The sequence below is a fragment of the Chitinophaga agrisoli genome (assembly GCF_008386695.1).
GTDB classification, from domain to species: Bacteria; Bacteroidota; Bacteroidia; order Chitinophagales; family Chitinophagaceae; genus Chitinophaga; species Chitinophaga agrisoli.
Genome location: NZ_VUOC01000001.1, coordinates 896,010 through 909,976 on the forward strand (window position 1 = coordinate 896,010; position 13,967 = coordinate 909,976).

The 13,967-nt window shown below is 50.8% G+C and carries 14 protein-coding genes and 1 tRNA gene; 8 read left to right on the plus strand and 7 right to left on the minus strand.

The window, feature by feature from the left end; all coding sequences use genetic code 11:
* Positions 1-19: 19 nt before the first annotated feature.
* Both F0L74_RS03710 and F0L74_RS03715 read left to right on the plus strand, forming a co-directional pair.
* Complete coding sequence (locus tag F0L74_RS03710) at positions 20-1,330, plus strand: metal-dependent hydrolase family protein (RefSeq protein ID WP_149836475.1); 1,311 nt, start codon at positions 20-22, stop codon at positions 1,328-1,330.
* A 1-nt stretch (position 1,331) separates the two neighbouring features.
* On the plus strand, positions 1,332-1,661 hold the full coding sequence (locus tag F0L74_RS03715; RefSeq protein ID WP_149836476.1) for a Dabb family protein: 330 nt from the start codon (positions 1,332-1,334) through the stop codon (positions 1,659-1,661).
* Positions 1,662-1,886: 225 nt separating this feature from the next.
* On the opposite strand, the gene F0L74_RS03720 is transcribed toward F0L74_RS03715, so the two are convergent.
* The 3 genes from F0L74_RS03720 to F0L74_RS03730 are packed head-to-tail and all read right to left on the minus strand — an operon-like array spanning position 1,887 to position 6,881.
* The gene (locus F0L74_RS03720; RefSeq protein ID WP_149836477.1) at positions 1,887-4,481 is read right to left on the minus strand and encodes a DUF3857 domain-containing protein; all 2,595 of its coding nucleotides are present in this window, start codon (positions 4,479-4,481) and stop codon (positions 1,887-1,889) included.
* Positions 4,482-4,510: 29 nt separating this feature from the next.
* Positions 4,511-5,626, minus strand: a complete 1,116-nt coding sequence (locus tag F0L74_RS03725; protein WP_246197644.1) for a DUF2891 domain-containing protein — start codon at positions 5,624-5,626, stop codon at positions 4,511-4,513.
* 16 nt (positions 5,627-5,642) lie between these two features.
* Positions 5,643-6,881 (minus strand): NAD(P)/FAD-dependent oxidoreductase, encoded by a 1,239-nt coding sequence (locus F0L74_RS03730; protein ID WP_149836478.1) that lies wholly within the window; start codon positions 6,879-6,881, stop codon positions 5,643-5,645.
* Positions 6,882-6,975: 94 nt separating this feature from the next.
* On the opposite strand from F0L74_RS03730, the gene F0L74_RS03735 reads away from it, so the two are divergent.
* Complete coding sequence (locus F0L74_RS03735) at positions 6,976-7,281, plus strand: YbaB/EbfC family nucleoid-associated protein (protein WP_149836479.1); 306 nt, start codon at positions 6,976-6,978, stop codon at positions 7,279-7,281.
* A gap of 19 nt (positions 7,282-7,300) precedes the next feature.
* Here the strand turns inward: F0L74_RS03735 and F0L74_RS03740 are convergent, their stop codons facing one another.
* Positions 7,301-8,059, minus strand: coding sequence for a DUF72 domain-containing protein (locus F0L74_RS03740; protein ID WP_149836480.1), 759 nt, complete (start codon positions 8,057-8,059; stop codon positions 7,301-7,303).
* Positions 8,060-8,409: 350 nt separating this feature from the next.
* Here F0L74_RS03740 and F0L74_RS03745 point away from each other — a divergent pair, with 350 nt between their 5' ends.
* The 3 genes from F0L74_RS03745 (at position 8,410) to F0L74_RS03755 (ending at position 9,472) form a co-directional block, all read left to right on the plus strand.
* Complete coding sequence (locus F0L74_RS03745; RefSeq protein WP_149836481.1) at positions 8,410-8,787, plus strand: DUF7674 family protein; 378 nt, start codon at positions 8,410-8,412, stop codon at positions 8,785-8,787.
* 6 nt (positions 8,788-8,793) lie between these two features.
* The gene (locus tag F0L74_RS03750; RefSeq protein WP_149836482.1) at positions 8,794-9,339 is read left to right on the plus strand and encodes a GNAT family N-acetyltransferase; all 546 of its coding nucleotides are present in this window, start codon (positions 8,794-8,796) and stop codon (positions 9,337-9,339) included.
* Positions 9,340-9,399: 60 nt separating this feature from the next.
* A tRNA-Thr gene (locus F0L74_RS03755) sits at positions 9,400-9,472 on the plus strand.
* 65 nt (positions 9,473-9,537) lie between these two features.
* Here F0L74_RS03755 and F0L74_RS03760 read toward each other — a convergent pair.
* Entirely contained in the window at positions 9,538-10,227 is a 690-nt protein-coding gene (locus tag F0L74_RS03760; protein ID WP_149836483.1) for a hypothetical protein, read from the minus strand.
* 135 nt (positions 10,228-10,362) lie between these two features.
* Here F0L74_RS03760 and F0L74_RS03765 point away from each other — a divergent pair, with 135 nt between their 5' ends.
* Entirely contained in the window at positions 10,363-11,481 is a 1,119-nt protein-coding gene (locus F0L74_RS03765; RefSeq protein WP_149836484.1) for a TPR end-of-group domain-containing protein, read from the plus strand.
* Here the strand turns inward: F0L74_RS03765 and F0L74_RS03770 are convergent.
* On the minus strand, positions 11,464-12,120 hold the full coding sequence (locus F0L74_RS03770) for a DUF2306 domain-containing protein (protein WP_149836485.1): 657 nt from the start codon (positions 12,118-12,120) through the stop codon (positions 11,464-11,466). The genes F0L74_RS03765 and F0L74_RS03770 overlap by 18 nt on opposite strands.
* Positions 12,117-12,845, minus strand: coding sequence for a hypothetical protein (locus F0L74_RS03775; RefSeq protein WP_149836486.1), 729 nt, complete (start codon positions 12,843-12,845; stop codon positions 12,117-12,119). Before F0L74_RS03775 ends, F0L74_RS03770 begins: the two co-directional genes overlap by 4 nt.
* A 183-nt stretch (positions 12,846-13,028) precedes the next feature.
* On the opposite strand from F0L74_RS03775, the gene F0L74_RS03780 reads away from it, so the two are divergent.
* Positions 13,029-13,952 carry an acyl-CoA desaturase gene (locus F0L74_RS03780; protein WP_149836487.1) on the plus strand — a complete coding sequence of 308 codons (924 nt, stop codon included), beginning with the start codon at positions 13,029-13,031 and terminating at the stop codon, positions 13,950-13,952.
* The last annotated feature ends 15 nt before the right edge of the window (positions 13,953-13,967 follow it).

Here is a 13,967-nt window from a genome sequence, read left to right on the forward strand (position 1 = left end):
AAAATCGTAACACTGTAGTATGAAGACCAATGTACTCACAGCCCTGCTGGCGTTCTGTATAAGCGGCGCCTATGCCCAATCCACCATTCTGCATTGCGGCTCCCTGATAGATGGTATTGGCAACATTCCACGTAAAAACGTATCCGTTATTATTACCGGTAACCAGATCAGCGATGTAAAGGACGGATTTGTGACCGGCAGCGCGCAGGATAAGATCATAGACCTTAGTAAACAAACCGTTACCCCCGGCTGGATGGATATGCATGTGCATATGGAGAGCGAAACGAACAAAAACGCGTATTCAGAGAAGTTTACTTTGAACCCCGCGGATTATGCTTTCCAGAGCGTGGTATTTGCGGAGCGCACCCTGATGGCCGGTTTTACCACGGTGCGGGACCTTGGCGGCAGCGGCGTGAACATATCCCTGCGTAATGCCATCAACAAAGGCCTTATAAAAGGCCCGCGGGTATTTACCGCAGGTAAGGCCATTGCCACTACCGGCGGCCATGCAGACCCTACCAACGGCTATCGCCGGGACCTGATGGGAGACCCTGGTCCGGATGAGGGGGTGGTGAATGGCCCGGACGATTGCCGTAAAGCGGTGCGCCAGGCCTATAAAAACGGGTCTGACCTGATAAAGATCACGGCCACCGGCGGGGTGCTGAGTGTAGCCAAAGATGGCAGCGGCCCCCAGTTTACGGAAGAGGAGCTAAAAGCCATTGTGGAAACAGCTAAAGATTATGGGTTCCGGGTAGCGGCCCATGCCCATGGCGCAGAAGGTATTAAACGCGCCATCAGGGCCGGCGTTAGCTCCATAGAGCACGGCACCTTAATGGATGATGAGTGTATGGCCCTGGCCAAACAATACGGCACCTGGTATGTGCCTACTATTATCGCTGGCCGTTCCACCGCGGACTCCGCCAAAATACCGGGATATTACCCGGCCCTGGTACAGCCTAAAGCCCTGACCATTGGGCCTAAACTGCAGGCTACTTTTGCCAAGGCTTACAAAGCCGGCGTGAAAATAGCTTTTGGCACAGACGCCGGCGTATATATGCATGGCAAGAACTGGCTGGAGTTCACCTATATGGTAGAAGGCGGTATGCCCCCCATGGAGGCCATTAAGGCCGCCACCATACAGGCGGCAGACCTGCTGGGTATGAAAGATAAGCTGGGCAGCATTACCCCCGGCAAGCTGGCAGACATTGTAGCGGTGGATGGCGACCCCCTGCAGGATATACAAACTATGAGCAAAGTGAGCTTTGTTATGAAAGATGGGTTGATTTTTAAGCATACAACGGCTAACTTGCCTTCCGTTAAAAACGAATAATATGCTTAAACCAACAGATAAGAAGTTTGTACACGTAGTGAACTTTTACCTGAAACCAGGCCTTTCCGCAGCGGACATTAAAAAGTTTGAGGATGGGGTTAGCTCACTGGGACAGATCGAAGCCATCCAGGTATTTAACCTGGGCAAACCTGCGGATACAGACCGTCCGGTGATAGACAAGAGTTACAGCTATTGCGAGCTGACAGTATTTGCGAGCAAAGCTGATCATGATATTTACCAGGAGCATCCTATTCACCTCGCGTTTGTAGAGAACTGCAAGCACCTGTGGGATAAGGTGGTGGTCTTTGATTCTGAGACGATAGCGTATTAAAAGTTTAAAGCAGGCGCTCATGCCGGCAGGTTCAAAAAGGGCTGCGCCTGGCTGTTTGTAAGTCTATGGGCGTTTGGGGGCGTAGCAGCGTCAGGTTCCTGATGGAGCTTCAACAAGCGAATCACGCCAGCCAAACGCCCTTTTGGAATCCTGCACGGCAATGAAGTATGTCGAAGAGGGCTGACCATCATTGGTCAGCCCTCTCTTCGTTTCCGGTAATCCGGGTTATCTTAAGCGCCAGGGATCCTCCTCTGCGGAAGAATGTGGCACTACAAAGGTCTTTCTTACCCGTTCTGATCTAAGCAGGTAGGGGGTCCAGATGGCGGAAGCTACCAGGGAGCGTACAACATTTGCCTGCTCGTCCGGTGACCAGGCGTAGGATGCATTCAAGGCGCCTACGGCCACATGGGCGAGCACCTGTAAACTCAGGGAGGCCACCAGGTATACGATACAGGCAGCGGGGAAAGTATCCCGCCGTTTAAAGAACAGTAACACCAGTAATCCGGAGTATACCAGCAGGAAAGTATAGGCCGCCAGATCCCCAATAAATACCAGCATCCTGGCCTGCCCATCCTGTGATTGTGTGATGGTGAGCCAGCTTTTGTTGCTGAAGAACTCACTGTTCAACAGTGTTATCATGTTGATGAAAGGCGAGAGCATAACACTAATACCCAACAGTACCAGCCAGCTGCCTATGGGCCAATATTCCGGATCGCGCTGCACGGGTAATACTGATTTCTTATAGAAGTTCATGGCGATGTAGGCAAAGATGCCCGCAAACAGCAAACATAACACCACCATTACCCAGCTGATGCCATTAGTGGGTTTTATGGCAGTGCTGGTAGTAGCGGTGGCCGGGTTCCAGTAGAGATAAAAGCCGGCTATCTCAGACAACCGCTGACGGTCTGCCTTATAGGCCGCCATGGCCTCTACCGGTACATGATCCTGGTAGGTCTCATATTCATAATGCAGCTTAACGGTCCTGCCAAATACGCTGGGCGTAAAATCAATACGGTAGTATTTGTTCCGGATATGCAGGCTGGGATCATCCAGCGACCACTCTGCCGGCATCTGCAACAGCAGGGTATAATCCAGCTTATAAGGAAATTTAAGGGACATGGGCTGTTTAACGCTGTCGCTTTCTATACGGGGCAGCTGCTCTGTGAGCAGGCGGGCCTGCACGTAAAATTGCTGCCGGCCAGGCATGGTGGTATCCGGTTTCCAGGCGTTGCGCAGGGTATATTTTTCTGCTACTTCAAACTGGTTTGCGTCTTCCAGGTCTGTGATCTGCAGGCTGGTATCCGCGGTTACTTCGCCATAGATGTTCTTATAATATTCCAGGTAGGAGCGGTCCTGGTCTTTCATGCTGGTTTCTGCAAACTGGCTCCGCTGCTCGTCTGCAAACTGGCGGCTGTAGTCTGAGATCACCCGCAGCGTGGCCGGCTTTTTATTATTCTCCGGCAGCTGAAAGGTTTCTGTGATCGTTACCCGGCCGTTGCCGTTGTTGCCGATATCTGTTAATACGCCGTTGCCATTTTTGATGACCAGGCCTTTCTGGTAGTCCGGCACGGTAATGGAGCTGAGGCTGCCCCGCTGGTAGTTGATGGTGGGGTCTATCCAGTAAGGTTTGCCATCCAGCACGGCAAATACGATGGCGTGGTTAAAAAGTACGGGAGAGGGCAGCCATTCCGCCACTTTAGCCTTGGCAAAAGTATTTACCAGGGTCAGGTTGGCTTCTATACCATTGGCCTGCAGCAGGGCGCATAAGAGCAGCGATTTATCCTTACAATCGCCAAAGCGCTGGGTAAGCACTTTTTCCGGCTGACTGGGGCGATGGGAGTATTCGCCCATTTCTATGCCCATATAGCGGATATCGTCCTGTACAAAGCGGATGGCCTTTTGCATGTACAATTCCTTGTTGGTACCGGCCTCTTTTTGCAGGGCGGTGATCTTTTGCCGCAGCGCCGGCGTAATAGCATCTACACGGGTAATGGGCAGGGCCCAGTTGACCACCTGCTGCCATTCCGTATACTCACTGGCCTGCACATAGGCGTAGGTGGTATACCAGGAGGGCGTGCTATAGTCATCATTGCCGCCATCGTCATCATCCGGCACATCTGTCATTTCCGGGTTCCATTCATACAGATCAAGGCCCTGCCAGGACTTTTTCTGCGGCATGGGCGCCTCATTGTATGCCCTGAACTGTATGTTGCGCTGCGGGGCCGCAATAAGGCATTTATAATAGTTCATTACCGGCTCGTAGGCAACGAAATAGAAGTTGCGGAAAAGCTTATCCTCAAAGATAGGATTGCGGCCTACAAGGGTATAGGCATATTCTATCTGATCGCCTTTGCGTACATCGTCCAGGATATAGTAGGCGGTATACATGCCGCTATAGATAAAGCGGGACAGCTCTTTTTCCTGTTGCAGGATCTTAAACCTGCCGGCGCTGAGCTTATTAATCACCGCGCCGTTGCGGCGGATGGTAAGCTGGTGGAATTGGAGCTGTTCATAGGCCGGGTCATAATCTACGGAGATCTCCGCGCCGTTCTGTACGCCGGCTTCCGATACGATCTTGCGGATAATGTGGCGGTAGGTGCTTTTGAGCTCTGCGTGATATTGCTCTTCATAAACCTGCAGGTAATAGCCGCTGCTTATATCGCGGAGGTCCGGCGTTTTGTGCAGATCCGGCTTAAAGGGCGCCAGCCATCCGGGGGCCGGCGCAAGCCTGCAGTTATTGCCCTGAGCGGCCAGCAGCAGTGGTAAGCATACCAGCATAACCAGCCAGGCTAGTGCATAACGATGATAGGGACGGTACATGGTGTTTCTGGTATATAGGACAAAAAAGCTCAGCGGTTGTTATGCTCTATCGTTAAGGTATAAACGGCGAAGGAGCCCAGCCAGTGCTCACCTGCATAGTCGCCGGTGGCCACGTGCGGCAGGGCCGCCTCCAGGTGTTGTTGCGCCAGCGCCTGGATAGCTGCCTGGTTTTGGCCCGCATGGCGGGCAATGCCATACAGGCACCAGGCGCGGCTCAGGTTCAGGCCATCCAGGTGTACCAATTTACCATCTGTACGGTCCTTTACCTGTGCGGTAGCCAGGATAGTGATAGGAGAGGAGAAGAGGTCCGGCAGGAATTCCTTTACCCAGGTCTTGTACTGATCTGCCGGCATAACGCGCCACATGAGGTCTGCCTCTTCCAGGCAGGGCGACAGGAAATCGTAGCCACCCGGTTCCCAGGTAATGGGGCATCCCTTATCCTTTTCATAAAAGCGCAGGGCCGCCTGGCGGATGGACGTCTGTAAGGCGGTATCCTTTGCGGTAAGCGCATAATCCCAGGCCAGGCTGAGGCCAAAGGCCAGGTTGGTATGCTCGCCTACCCGTATGGGATATACGAGCTTATCCAGGAAAGCGATGTAGGCCCTGGAGAATTGCCGGGCCAGCGGTTGTACGTTATGGCTAAGGGCAGTACCCAGCGGATCCTGCCAGGTGAGCAGCTCGCGTTGCAGCTGCAGCAGCCAGCTCCAGCCATAAATGCGCTCAAAGCCTTTATTCTCCTTATCGTTATAGATGCGTTGTTCTATTTTGATGTTATCTGCCGTGAGGTTCTGCGCCAGTTTGGTGCGGATAAGGGCTGCCTCCGGCAGGTCCGGGAATGATTTAAGCAGGCGTACCAGCATCCAATGCCCGTGCACGCTGCTATGCCAATCGTAGCAGCCGTAAAAAGCCGGGTGGTAATCCTTTGGATGGGTAACCAGCGAAGCGTCTGAAAACGCGATACCGGTCTTGTAGGGAAATTCCTTTTGCATGCAGCGGAGCGGGAGCCCGGCCAGGTGGGAAGCGCCGGCAGTGGTAAGCTGCAGCTGGCCTGCTTCATCATGGGTATACAAAGCCTGTTGCGCGTAGCTGTTTGTAATGGCCAGCAGGGAAAGATTGGCCAGCAACAGGGGAATGATCTTTTTCATCCGTTTCACAGGTAAGCTATTTGTTTAGTAACAGTCTGATATAAAAAGAGGGGCGGGCCAGCTTTTTGCGCAGGTCTACCTCATAGAACATACAGGAGATCAGTTCCTTCAACTGTTTATTGCGGGTGCCTATCTTCATAAGGAAGTTAAACAGCCGCGGGTATTTTACCAGTTTTTGCAGGCGGTGGCTCAGCTGCAGTTCCGGCCCCAGTACACGGTACACCCCTTCATCATAAGCCGCCAGTTTTGCCGCAGAAAAATCATTGGCCGCCAGCGCCGCAGCCGCTTGTTGTGCTGCTATGCGGCCTGCATACAGGGCGTTGCCAATGCCTTCGCCGGTAAAGGGATCTACGAGGTAGGCCGCATCGCCCACCAGCATATAGCGGTTGCCGGAGAGGGTTCTTTTCTTGCTGCCCAGGGGCAGGCCGTAGCCTTCTATATTGCTTACGATCTCCGCATTGCTGAAACGCTCTTTAAATACCGGATCATTTTCCAGGGTATCCGTGAGCAGTTTTTTCAGGTTCACCTTGCGGCTGCGCACCGCCTCGCTGATCATATCCATACCTACATTGGCCTCGCCATTGGGAAGGGGGAAGATCCACAGGTAACCGGGCAGCAAAGGTTTGAGGAAATGCAGCTCAATAAAACTATCTGCATGGGTGCCTTTTACGTTCTTGTAATACGCCCGTACGCCGGCGGCGTAATATGCGGGCTCCATGCGGATATTGGCCACGTCTTTGGTAAAGGAGGAATGAGCCCCATTGGCCACTATCAGCAGGAGCGCTTTTACCTGGAAAGAGCCATCTGCACTGCTGACGAGATAACCGTCTTCCTGCAGCTCATATTTATCGATGGCGGTACCTTCGAACAGGCGGATTTCCGGACGGCGTTTGAGCTCGTCTACCAGAAAGTTATCGAAGTGGATGCGTTTGCATACAAAACCAGCCGGTTCATCTGTTTGCCGGTTATAGTTGGGTTTGTAGGCAACCTCCATATTGACGCGGCCGGGAGAAACGAAAGTCACCCCCCAGCTATCCTGTTTAGGGGCATAGTTGCGCAGGCGCTGGGCCATTTCCTTATCGATAGCTTCCAGGGCGGTCATTACCTTGCCGCTAAGGCCATCGCCGCACACTTTATCGCGGGGGAAAACAGCCTTATCCACTACTACGCTTTCAATGCCCAATTGCGCCAGTTGCAGCGCGGCGGTAGCACCGCCGGGGCCGGCCCCAATTATACAAACCTTGGTCTCGATCATTTTCCGGAAGCTAATTAGGCTGGAAAGATAAGGAATTGAGGCAATAACCTTATAAGGGGCTAAGCCCTATCTTTGTGCCATAAATAACCGCAATATGTTTGGAGACATCTTTGGTAAGCTGCAGGAAGCGCAGCAGAAAATGCAGGAAGGCAAGGAAAGGCTGAGCCATATTACTGTAGACGGCGAGGCCGGCGACGGCGCTGTAAAGGTGGTGGTAAGCGGGAACCGCGAGGTACAGCAGATCTCTGTAGCAGATCGTTTATTAAGCCCTGAAAATAAAGAAGAACTGGAGGATCTGCTGATCACTGCCCTGAACCGGGCACTGAAAAATGCGGAGAATGCCTGGGAGGCGGAAATGAAGGGCGTAGCCGGCGGCATGCTGGGTGGTTTGGGGATGTAACAGGTAATCCGGGATATTATCAGTAACCCGCTTCCGTGATCATTGTTTTGAGTTTACGGGAATCTTCCAGCGCATGGCCAGCTACATCGTTGTTAAAGAAGATCCAGAGTTTATGCTTTTCCTTTAACCACTGCGCGCATTTACGGGCATAGGCCCGGAGCGAAACCGTGGCATACCCGGAGGCGTAGAGCTCCCGCGGGCCGTGGAAACGCAGGTAGACATGGTTGGCCGTTACTGCCTCTTTATAGGGGAAACGCTTGCCGGAGTGGGCAATCACGAGGCCGATGCCGTATTTTTCCATCAGGGCAAGGCTCTCCTTGCTGTACCAGCTTTTATCCCGTACTTCCATAGAGAAATCATACTGTTTATAGGTAGTTGCCAACAGGCGGTAGAACTCCGCTGTAACGGAGGGGTTAAAGGTTGCATTGGCGGGCAACTGTACCAGTATAGGGCCTAAGCTTTCCTCTATCGTATCAAAAACGCCGAAGAACCGCTGCATACTTTCCGCCGGATCATGCAGTTTTTTAAAATGGGTGATGTAGCGGTTGAGCTTGGGGCAGAAAAGAAAGGAACGGGGCACCTGTTCTACCCAATGCTGCACGGTTTCTACCTTGGGTAAGTGGTAGAAGCTGGTATTGATCTCCGCACAGTCATATTCCTGGCTGTAGAAAGCCAGATAATCCACCGGTTTCATCTTTTCCGGATAATACAAACCTTTCCAATGTTTATAACTCCAGCCGGACGTACCTATATGCCAGGCTGTATTCGCTTTTTTCATAGCAGCTTTTCCTTATTGCTTACAAGATTGATACCTGAGTTTTCCAAAACGGAAGGGCTCCCTGCAGGAATTGAAGGGTAAAGCAGGCCGGTGGGATAACCGGTTTTGGAGGCTTTTGCCCGGAATGGCCTATGATACTGGATCTAGGCAAAAACCGGCGGTTGGGCTTACCAGCTGGAACAGGTTTTGGCATATACCCGTAAACCGATATGTTATGAAACCGGTCAACAAAAAACCAGATCCCAACTTAAACAGAAAAACCATGTATTACATACTGGCGGCTACAGTAGCCGTCAGTTTACTGGCCCAGTGCCTGGTAAAGTTCCTTGAACATTAAAAGCGGATGTTTTATGATCAATCAATATGAAGTACCTGCATTAATAGAAGACGCCGTACCGGCGTTGCGGAAACCGTTGCACCAGTTCCCGGCTGTCTTTCACATATACGAAACCGTTGCCTGTCTTAGTCATTATACCTGCCAGCAGTTGCAGGAGCATCATTACAGCATGGCCGCCCCCTGTTTACGGGTGGCAGGCCGGCTGTATGAGCGTGGCAACCAGATCGTTAAGAATGCGATCGCCAATCATTTTTTACCCGCATTATGCCATATACCGGTCAATGATGCGATCACCCGTATAAAAATATATTCCCTGATACCCTCCTCCCTGTATGGCTTATTTATACAGCAGCAGTTAGGAGATCATCCTTACCCTTTTAACGAACAATAGCATAACATGGAAAGCTCAGATATCGTGGTCCGGTTGGCCCATGCGGCAGATACGGATTTTGCGCTGCCTATAGCAGCAGAAATGGAAGCCAGCGCCAGGGCCCGTGGTACGGGTATTGCAAAGCGCAGTCCTGAAATGATCAAAGAAAAGATACTGCAGGGCAAGGCCATCATCGCCTTTACCAAAGACGGGGTTTGGGCCGGCTTTTCCTACCTGCAAACTTGGGAACAGGAAAAATTTGTATCCAACAGCGGCCTTATTGTGGCCCCGGCTTTCCGTGGACTGGGCGTAGCGGCGGTCATTAAACAACGGCTGTTTGAGCTGTGCCGTATGCGCTACCCGGAGGCACGGATCTTTGGCATTACCACCGGTGGCGCCGTGATGAAGATAAATGCCCGCCTGGGCTTTGTACCGGTCACTTATGCAGATATTACGCAGGACCCTGCGTTTTGGGAAGGTTGTAAAAGCTGTGTAAACTATCCTATTCTTTCGGCCAAAGGGCTGAAACACTGTTTGTGCACAGCCATGCTTTTTGAGCCCAGCGCCCAGTAACATATTTTTTACGACTGCTGCGTTTAATAACGTGGGTATTATTACATTTGTACCAGCCAGGCCAACCTAGCTCAGCTGGTAGAGCAACAGTTTCGTAAATTGTAGGTCGTGGGTTCGAATCCCATGGTTGGCTCTAAATAAAAAAAGCACTTATAACGCGTATGCGGATAAGTGCTTTTTTTATTTAAGGCTATGGGCCTATTGCTGTGCCAGATGCATGAAACGTTTTACCAGCAAGAGTGAATCGCTGCTCAGGGTATCGTTCTGTGGTTTGGAGAAGCCAATGAGATGGTAGCTATCGCTTTGCTCTACGGTAGTATCGTTCTCGTTGTCTACGCTGTTATCATGGCTGAAGTGGATGCGTTGAAAGGTTTGCAGCTGCAGCTGCCGGTTGCGGAAAAGCCAGGCGGTCTTTGTCATAGCGTCTCCGGCATCGCCAAAATCCTCTGCCAGCTCCACATGGTCCGTGATCTTTTGCTGGCGTGGATCCAGTATAAACAGCTGGATAGAGGAGGAGAGGTATTCTGAAGGCACGCGGGTAATGAGGCCTATTCGCCCGCTATCCATGCTGAACTTATAACAGGCAAAAAAGCCATCGTGCCGGGTGTGGGTTTCCCCGCCCACATCTTTCACCAGTAATTGTACGGCAGTACTATCCAGCAGGTGGCCATGGAACTGATAGGTAGTATCATCCGGCGTATCTGCCGGAAATACCGGGAGGGTGTCGAAGGAAACATCCCTGTACCGGGATAATAAGGGCTGGTAGGCATCTGTTACTGCCGCGCTATCGGCGGCGGCTATGTTACCGGTGTTGGCGGCATCCCCTGTTGGATGGCAGCTGAAGCCTAACAGGATGGCAGGGATAAGGAGGCAGGTGATTTTTCGCATAAGGTATGGATATCATTTTAGCGTCGCAAAATACGGATATCGTTGTGTTTTTCATTGCCCTGTTGTTTGGCCCGTGGCGCAGGGTACATATTATCAATTTTGTCTCTATCTTTAAGCATAAATCAGCATTCGTTTATGCGTTACCTATCCCTATTGTTGATAACCGCCGGGTTATCCGCATGTTATACCACGGCTGTTAAAAAGAGAACCAAGGAAGATATACAACTGCAGGCCGGTTTTATGTATGACCGTGATTCTGTGCTGTTGGTTGTAAAAGAAGGTCCAGGAAAGGAGGAGGAAGCGGATAGACTTTTCCTGCAGGCGATTGACGCTTACCGTAATAAGAAAAAGGCAGGCAGCAGTATTGGCCTGTTCCGGCAATCCATTCTGCTGCAGCCGCAGGCAAAAGCCTATTACGAAATGGGGAATGCCCTGATGGATGAGGGTAATGTAGCGGAAGCCGTTAAGGCCTACGCTATAGCAGAGACACTGGGTTATAGCCCTTTGTATAAGGTGTTGTACAACCAGGCATGTGCGTGGTCCCGTTTGAAAAACCGGGAGAAAGCCGGTTATTATTTGGTGTCTGCTATTGAATTCGGCTATAGTAACCTGAAGAATATTCAAAATGACCCGGACCTGCAATACCTGAGAGCAGAAACGGATGCATTTGGCAAGATCGTTAGCAATGCGTTCAGCGGCGCCACGGATCCGGAGAAGCTGGAGTGGAACCTGTTCACGCATGAATTTGCGTTGCTGGATCTGCCGGTAACGCTGGATGCCAACTATGGGAAAAAGCTAAAGGGTCAGTTTATTTCCTATGATTATGAGCGGTATGTGCCTGAAATGCGGGATGGGAAATTTTCCCGGGACGTAGGCAGCGATTTTTATTATGTAGGGCTGGTGAAAGGCACGGATAGCATTAAAACACTGGTATATGCGGTGAGGGATTTGTCGCTGGATGAGGAAGCATGCCCCGCTTATTATATAGCCAGCTTTAACGCCTATGGTAAACTGATAGACAAACTTTTGATAGGCGGCCATCTGACACTGGAAGACCCTTTGAAGGTGGCTACTATTCAAGAAAATGGCGTTATCGAGGTAAGCGAGTTTGTGCAACGGTATGAGAAAGATCCGAAAGAGGAAGGCTATAGAGATAACAAGATCATTGAAAATAAAGCGCTTGATCAGCTGCATTACGGTATTGCAGACGATGGACGTTTTATAAAGCTGCCGGAGTTATTGGGTATGAGATAAGGCATTTTTGCGCCGGGCGCTGATCCACCATTCCATGATCAGCAGGTTCAGTGTCCAGCTAAGCCAGGCAATGGTAATATAACTTGTTACCGGGCGTATGGGAATGTTGAAAACATCTATCAGGTAAGCATAAAAACGCAGCGTAAGCGCAGATAGGGTGAGGGCATAACTGCGTAACATCATGTTACCATGCTGTTGCCAGCGCCGTTGCAGGGCGTACCGCCATCCCATACCGGTGCTGCCTATCCAGAGCAGGGATAATAGCACAAAACTGATGCGGGCCGGCCAGCCGCCATTTGCGTAAAAAGACATGATCAATCCACTGGGGCCGCTAAAGAAGAGCACAATGACCGCGTAAGTTTTCCCGGAACTACGGTGCAGGCGCGGGTATTTTTGCAACAGGTAGCGGCTGCATTGCAGCAGCCCGGTAATCAATACGGTGATGCTGATAAATACGTGCACATAAAAGCTTACCCGCCAGTAACGGATGTGATAGACCAGCTGTTTGGTCATGAGGAAATCCGTATACCGGTTAAAGGCGGTATAAGGCAGGGTAAGGCGCAGCATCAGCCAGGCGCCGTATAGGATCAGCACGGTGATGAGAAAAAATAACAAGCGTTTTATGCTTCGTTGTATCATAAAACGGCGGAAAAATCAAATCCTTCCCCAACAATTCCGGTACAAAAGCCCTTGTCATCTGCATCAAAAGTAGCGTCAAAGGTGCTGTTACGTTTGCCAAACCGTTCATTTGGCTGCCAGTCTACCGTAATCTTATTATTGCCGTTATTTTTCCAGGAGCCCCGCAAAGTATTTAGCTGTGGGGCGAAAGTGGAATCGTTTATTCTTTCGTAGTAGTTGAGGGTACAGTTACCATCGGTCTCAAAGAAAATATCGCAGTGATCGCCTGAGAAGATGTTTCCGGCAACAGGATCGCTGTCCGTATCAGGTTTGTGGAGCGTAAAGGTTTTTTCCTGCAGGGTTCCACGGGTTTGCGGCGCCCATTTTCCAGTGGCGTGGTGGAAACCGGTATCAAAAGCCAGCTGGAAACGCCCATCAAAAGGATGATCGCCGGGTTCGCTGAGAGCCATGGTCCAGCCATTGGCAGTTTGTTGGAGCGTGCCATGGAGGTTACGGCGCAACCCTTTATGTATATCATAACCGGCCACATGCTGGCCATTGGCATAGTTGATGGTGATATAGATGGGAGCGCCCGCGAAATCGCCGGTATAGGTGCCTTTAGCCTGTTCCTCCACAGGAACGGGGGTTACAATTGTACTGTCTGCCGCCACATTTGGCTTAGCTGCCGGAAGAAAACAACCCGCGCCTATGAGGGCGGACAGGAGAACCAGGATAGCGTATTTCACAGGTAATATTTATTTAATGTAAAATAAGCTATTCTATAGTAAATATTTATGAGCTATAGACAGATTAATTCTCCGTTTTCTCTCGCAGATGTACTAATTTCGATTTTCATCTTGTCCATTTGGATCCGGCGTCTTATGATCTAAGTCATTGGATACAATTAACTATCAATCTATTTTTGGATAATGAACACAGCAAAACAACATCGGGAGCGGCCCAAGTGGCTGCATGAGATGGACTTCATGGGAATGCACCTGATACCTTTCCTGGCATTTTTTACCCATGTACGTGCATTTGACTGGATCGTGTGTGCTGCATTGTATGTAGCGCGTATGTTCTTTGTGACTGGCGGTTATCACCGGTATTTTTCACATCGCTCATATAAAACATCCAGGTTCTTTCAATTTTTACTGGCATTTGGCGCGCAAAGCAGCTTTCAGAAGGGAGCGCTCTGGTGGGCGGCCAATCACCGTATTCACCACAAACACAGTGATACGCCGGAAGATCCGCACTCTGCCAATATTTATGGTTTCTGGTATGCCCATATCGGCTGGATCATGGGGCCAGAATATAAACCTACCCGTTTTGAGCTGATCAAGGATAAAGACCTGAACCGCCCGGAACTTTTCTGGCTGAACAAATACCATTTTGTACCGCCGGTAATAGTGGCGATAGCTGTATACTTTATTGGTAATGCGGTGAACGGCACCGGTTTCTTTGACTGGGGCGCGGGTGTATCCACCCTGCTGATAGGCTTTTTCCTGAGCACCATCCTGCTGTTCCATGGTACCTTCACCATCAACTCCCTGATGCACAAGATAGGCAAGCAGCGCTACCGTACGGGCGATCATTCCCGTAACAGCCTGGTACTGGCCCTTGTGACCCTGGGCGAAGGCTGGCATAATAACCACCACTACTATATGAGCGCTGCGCGGCAGGGCTTTTACTGGTGGGAGATCGATATCACCTACTATATCATCCGCCTGTTGGGCGTGTTTGGCCTGGTGTGGGATATACGTGGTGTGCCGGAGAAGGTAAAGGAAAGCAATAAGCTGAACCAGCCTGCAAAAGCAGCCACGCCGGTAGAGGTGCCGGAAGAGCTCCACTAAACATAATTACCTGGG

Bases quoted from the DNA above. Each gene is read 5' to 3' on its own strand.
- F0L74_RS03710 (WP_149836475.1), top strand. From the start codon at position 20: ATGAAGACCAATGTACTCACAGCCCTGCTGGCGTTCTGTATAAGCGGC.
- F0L74_RS03715 (WP_149836476.1), top strand. From the start codon at position 1,332: ATGCTTAAACCAACAGATAAGAAGTTTGTACACGTAGTGAACTTTTAC.
- F0L74_RS03720 (WP_149836477.1), bottom strand. From the start codon at position 4,481: ATGTACCGTCCCTATCATCGTTATGCACTAGCCTGGCTGGTTATGCTG.
- F0L74_RS03725 (WP_246197644.1), bottom strand. From the start codon at position 5,626: ATGAAAAAGATCATTCCCCTGTTGCTGGCCAATCTTTCCCTGCTGGCC.
- F0L74_RS03730 (WP_149836478.1), bottom strand. From the start codon at position 6,881: ATGATCGAGACCAAGGTTTGTATAATTGGGGCCGGCCCCGGCGGTGCT.
- F0L74_RS03735 (WP_149836479.1), top strand. From the start codon at position 6,976: ATGTTTGGAGACATCTTTGGTAAGCTGCAGGAAGCGCAGCAGAAAATG.
- F0L74_RS03740 (WP_149836480.1), bottom strand. From the start codon at position 8,059: ATGAAAAAAGCGAATACAGCCTGGCATATAGGTACGTCCGGCTGGAGT.
- F0L74_RS03745 (WP_149836481.1), top strand. From the start codon at position 8,410: ATGATCAATCAATATGAAGTACCTGCATTAATAGAAGACGCCGTACCG.
- F0L74_RS03750 (WP_149836482.1), top strand. From the start codon at position 8,794: ATGGAAAGCTCAGATATCGTGGTCCGGTTGGCCCATGCGGCAGATACG.
- F0L74_RS03760 (WP_149836483.1), bottom strand. From the start codon at position 10,227: ATGCGAAAAATCACCTGCCTCCTTATCCCTGCCATCCTGTTAGGCTTC.
- F0L74_RS03765 (WP_149836484.1), top strand. From the start codon at position 10,363: ATGCGTTACCTATCCCTATTGTTGATAACCGCCGGGTTATCCGCATGT.
- F0L74_RS03770 (WP_149836485.1), bottom strand. From the start codon at position 12,120: ATGATACAACGAAGCATAAAACGCTTGTTATTTTTTCTCATCACCGTG.
- F0L74_RS03780 (WP_149836487.1), top strand. From the start codon at position 13,029: ATGAACACAGCAAAACAACATCGGGAGCGGCCCAAGTGGCTGCATGAG.